The 2171-nt window shown below is 73.8% G+C and carries 3 protein-coding genes and 1 pseudogene; 3 read left to right on the top strand and 1 reads right to left on the bottom strand.

What is annotated here, in order from left to right:
* The 3 genes and pseudogenes from DI269_RS13180 to DI269_RS13170 form a co-directional block, all read left to right on the top strand.
* Nucleotides 1-218: pseudogene (locus DI269_RS13180) on the top strand (ABC transporter ATP-binding protein); the annotation flags it as partial.
* The gene (locus DI269_RS13175) at nt 215-994 is read left to right on the top strand and encodes an ABC transporter permease (RefSeq protein WP_112136596.1); all 780 of its coding nucleotides are present in this window, start codon (nt 215-217) and stop codon (nt 992-994) included. The pseudogene DI269_RS13180 and the gene DI269_RS13175, both read left to right, overlap by 4 nt.
* On the top strand, nt 991-1782 hold the full coding sequence (locus DI269_RS13170) for an ABC transporter permease (RefSeq protein WP_112136594.1): 792 nt from the start codon (nt 991-993) through the stop codon (nt 1780-1782). Before DI269_RS13175 ends, DI269_RS13170 begins: the two co-directional genes overlap by 4 nt.
* Here DI269_RS13170 and DI269_RS13165 read toward each other — a convergent pair.
* Nucleotides 1779-2171, bottom strand: a 393-nt coding sequence (locus DI269_RS13165; protein ID WP_198667394.1) for a substrate-binding domain-containing protein, incomplete at its 5' end; no start/stop codon positions are given. The genes DI269_RS13170 and DI269_RS13165 overlap by 4 nt on opposite strands.

Raw genomic sequence — 2171 nt, 5'->3', positions numbered from 1 at the left:
CGCTCGCCGAGCGGCTCGCCGCGCTGCCGGGGGTCGAGCGGGTGCGCTCGACCGGGCCGGGCGCGGTCCTGGTCGAGACCGGGCGCGGCGGGGCGGCGCTGCCGGTGCTGCGCACGCTCGTCGAAGCGGGCGTCACCGACGTCTCGACCGCGCCGCCGACGCTCGAAGAGGTCTACCTGCACCTCATCGGCGAGCGCGGGATGGCGGTGCGGCCGTGAACGCCTCCTCCCCCGCGTTCTGGGCCGCGGCCCGCTCCCAGCTCACGGAGTTCCGCCGCGACCCCGGGACGCTGCTGATGCTCGTCACCGCGCCGTTCTTCGCGGTGATCCTGCTGTCGGTCACCGAGCACGGCGGCCGCGCGGACCTGGCGTCCTACGCGCTGCTGGCGCCCGCGGTGATGGCCTCGATCGGCATGGCGGTCATGGAGGCCGGCGAGTCGATCTTCCGCGACCGCTCCACCGGGGTCCTGGAGGCGATCCTGACGACGCCGGCGCCGCTCGCGGCGGTCCTGTCGGGACGGATCGCGGCCATCACCGCGGTGAGCCTGGTCGGGATCGCCGAGTGCTGGCTCGTGGGCGCCCTCGGCTTCGGCGTCGTCGTCGCGGTCGCGCACCCGCTGGTCTTCGCGCTGACGCTCCTGGCGACCGCGGCGGGCGTCGCGGCGACCGGGGTGCTCATGGCCGCGGTGTTCGTGGTCGGGCGGAACGTGCGCAGCTTCCAGAACTCGCTGACGTTCCCGCTGTACCTGCTCGGCGGCGCGATGGTCCCGGTGGCGTTCCTGCCCGCGGGCTTCGAGGCGCTGTCGCGGCTGTTCTTCCTGTCGTGGGCGACCGACCTGCTCCGCGACAGCCTCGCACCCGGACCGGTGGCGGCCTTCTGGCCGCGCCTGGCGGCGGTGCTCGGCCTGACCGCGGTGATGTTCGCGGCCGGGTTCTGGCTCGCGCACCGCCTCGTGCGGCGCATCCGGCGCAACGGGACGGTGGGGTTCGCGTGAACGCGATCGCGGTGCTGCGGCAGACGATGTGGTCGGGCTGGACCGACCTGCGCATCGTGTACACGCCCACGACGTGGGCGTTCGGGTGGATGGTCCGGGTCCTGTGCCAGGTGGTCTTCTACTCGACCCTGGGGACGCTCCTGGGCGACCCCGAGCGGACCCGGTTCCTCCTGGTCGGCGCGGCGGTCTTCATCGCCGCCAACGAGACGATGATGGCCTCGGCGTCCACGACCTGGGAGCGCATGAGCGGCACCCTGTCGCTGCTGGCGGCGGCCCCCGCGGGGATGGTGGCGGTCCTGGCCGCCCGCAGCTGGTTCTGGATCGCGACCGGGACGCTCTCGTCGTCGATCGCGCTGCTGGCGCTCGCGCCGTTCTTCGACCTCGACCTCGGTCTCGGGGAGTCGGCCGCGGCGGTGGGCCTGATCTTCACGACGGCCGCGACGAACTACGCGGTCGGATTGTGCTGCGGGAGCCTCTCGCTGCGGTTCCACAAGCTGCGCAACGTCTTCTCCAACATCACGCTGCTGACGATGACCGCGTTCGGCGGCGTCATGGTCCCGGTGTCGTTCTGGCCCGGCGGGTTCCAGTGGTTCGCGGCGGCCTTCCCCGCCGTGCACGGACTGGAGGCGGTCCGCCTCGCGATCGGGGGCGGCGCTCCGGGCGCGGTCCTCGCCCAGGCGGGCCTCGCGGTCGCGACCGCCGCGGGATGGCTCGCCCTGGCGGCGGCGTCACTGTGGTGGTTCCAGCGCAACGCCAGGCGGACCGGCTCCATCGACTTCGGCGACTAGCGGGGCTTCGGAGCCGCGGTGCTGGCGCGGAGGACGAGTCTGGGGCGTTCTGAGGAGTAGCGGCGGTCCGCGGTGTCGTTGACGGTGTCGAGGAGGAGTTGGAAGCCGCGGCGGCCGAGGCCGGCGAAGTCCTGCCTCACGGTGGTGAGGGGCGGGCTCCAGAGTTCGGCGAGGGGGTTGTCGTCGAAGCCGGCGACGGAGATGTCGTCGGGGATGCGCAGGCCCGCTTCGGTGATGCCGCGCATGACGCCCATGGCGATCTCGTCGTTGCCGCAGAAGACGGCGGTGACGGCGGGGTCGGCGGCGAGGTCGCGGCCGATCGCGACGCCGCTGCGCGGGTCCCAGGTGGCGTCGACGGCGGGCGGGACGGGCGCGCCGGCGCGGCGCAG

It is taken from the genome of Glycomyces dulcitolivorans (genome assembly GCF_003265355.1).
Classification (GTDB): Bacteria; Actinomycetota; Actinomycetes; order Mycobacteriales; family Micromonosporaceae; genus Glycomyces; species Glycomyces dulcitolivorans.
The sequence above is the reverse complement of the archived record's forward strand: the minus strand, read 5'-3'. Positions and strand labels throughout refer to the sequence as shown.